The sequence below is a fragment of the Streptomyces sp. NRRL B-24572 genome (assembly GCF_002156145.1).
GTDB classification, from domain to species: Bacteria; Actinomycetota; Actinomycetes; order Streptomycetales; family Streptomycetaceae; genus Streptomyces; species Streptomyces vietnamensis.
Genome location: NZ_MWIG01001183.1, coordinates 1 through 1,376 on the forward strand (window position 1 = coordinate 1; position 1,376 = coordinate 1,376).

The 1,376-nt window shown below is 71.4% G+C and carries 2 protein-coding genes; both read right to left on the reverse strand.

Annotated elements, in window-relative coordinates:
• Positions 1 to 150: 150 nt before the first annotated feature.
• A complete protein-coding gene (locus CCN56_RS41170; protein ID WP_086832593.1) occupies positions 151 to 603 on the reverse strand; it encodes an ATP-binding protein in 453 nt (150 codons plus the stop codon).
• Positions 604 to 733: 130 nt separating this feature from the next.
• The gene (locus tag CCN56_RS41175; RefSeq protein WP_086832594.1) at positions 734 to 1,342 is read right to left on the reverse strand and encodes an HdeD family acid-resistance protein; all 609 of its coding nucleotides are present in this window, start codon (positions 1,340 to 1,342) and stop codon (positions 734 to 736) included.
• Between the last annotated feature and the right edge of the window lie 34 nt (positions 1,343 to 1,376).

A 1,376-nucleotide genomic window follows, 5' to 3' on the forward strand; every position in this document is an offset into this window, starting at 1 on the left:
CCGGGAGGCGCGCCTCCCGGCCCCGGTGCCATCGGGGCCGGGGGTGTCCGGCGATCCGCCCGATCCGGCGCACCTCGTCGACCGGGCCCCGGGGGCCGCGCCCGGCGCACCTCGTCGGGCCGGCCCCGGGGCTGCGCCCGACCCGCTCCGTCAGACGGTCCCCAGGGGCAGCGCCGCCCAGATGATCTTCCCGCCGCTCGCGGTGTGCTCGACGTCGCAGGCGCCGCCGGCCTCCTGGGCGATCTCGCGGACCAGGAGGAGCCCGCGGCCGCCGGTCTGACCCCAGTCGGCCTCCAGGGCTTTGGGGCGGTACGGGTGGTTGTCCTCGACGGACACCCTGACCCACTCGGGGCCGATCGCGACCTCCACCGCTATCTCCGGGGAGAGCAGCGCCGCGTGCCGTACGGCGTTGGTCACCAGCTCGGAGACGATCAGCAGCAGGCCGTCCATGATCTCCTCATGGACGGGGACGCCCTGGCGGACCAGCAGGTCGCGTACGGCGTGCCGGGCCTGCGGGACGGAGACGTCGACCGCTGCAGCGGTGAAGCGCCAGACTCCTTCGTAGGACGGTTGCCGGGCGGGGACACCTCCGTGGGTCTCCACGATCCCGTTCCCACCCTCGTGCTCGATTCTCGCCACGGATCGAGTCTTGGCAATACCCGAGGCCCGACCGGGCTACTGACCAGAAGTCGACACGTATCGACCACCTTCTGATCGGCTGAGTATGCCAACGTCAGTTGTTCGACTGTTCCTGCCCGTTTTCTGAAGGGGGCGGGCCCGCGGTCGGCGCCGACGGGGTCACCATACTGACGATCCGCCTGCCGCCCACCCCGATCGCGATCAGGCCGAGCCCGTCGAAGAGCAGCGCCAGCGAGAAGAAGACGCCGAGGACGTACCGGCTGCTGTGCGGCCAGTCGAACAGGACGAGCAGGCCGAGCAGCAGCCCGAAGGCCCCCTGGAACAGCGTCCAGCCGAACTGCGGCCCGCGCACCACCACGCTGCCGACCAGCCGGAACAGCCCGCCGGTGAGGAACAGCAGGGCCGCGAACAGCGTCAGCGCCTCCGCCGAGCCCTCCGGGTGACGGATGACCACGACACCGGCCGCGATGTTCAGTGCGGCCACCACCGCGGCGAGCCAGAAGTAGCTGGTGCCGCGCGACTGGACGGCCTGCAGCAGGCCCACGAGCCCGCCGATGAGCAGCAGCCAGCCGAAGAGGAGCATCGAGGTCAGCGTCGCGGCAGCCGTGTAGATCAGGCCGACGACACCGCCGATGACCAGCAGGACGCCGAGCGCGGCCAGCCAGCTGAAGTTGCGGTGGAGCCTCTTCCCCTTGCGCCTCATCTCCCGGACCGGGTCCGGGAGATGAGGCGCAAGG

Bases quoted from the DNA above. Each gene is read 5' to 3' on its own strand.
- CCN56_RS41175 (WP_086832594.1), bottom strand. From the start codon at position 1,342: ATGAGGCGCAAGGGGAAGAGGCTCCACCGCAACTTCAGCTGGCTGGCC.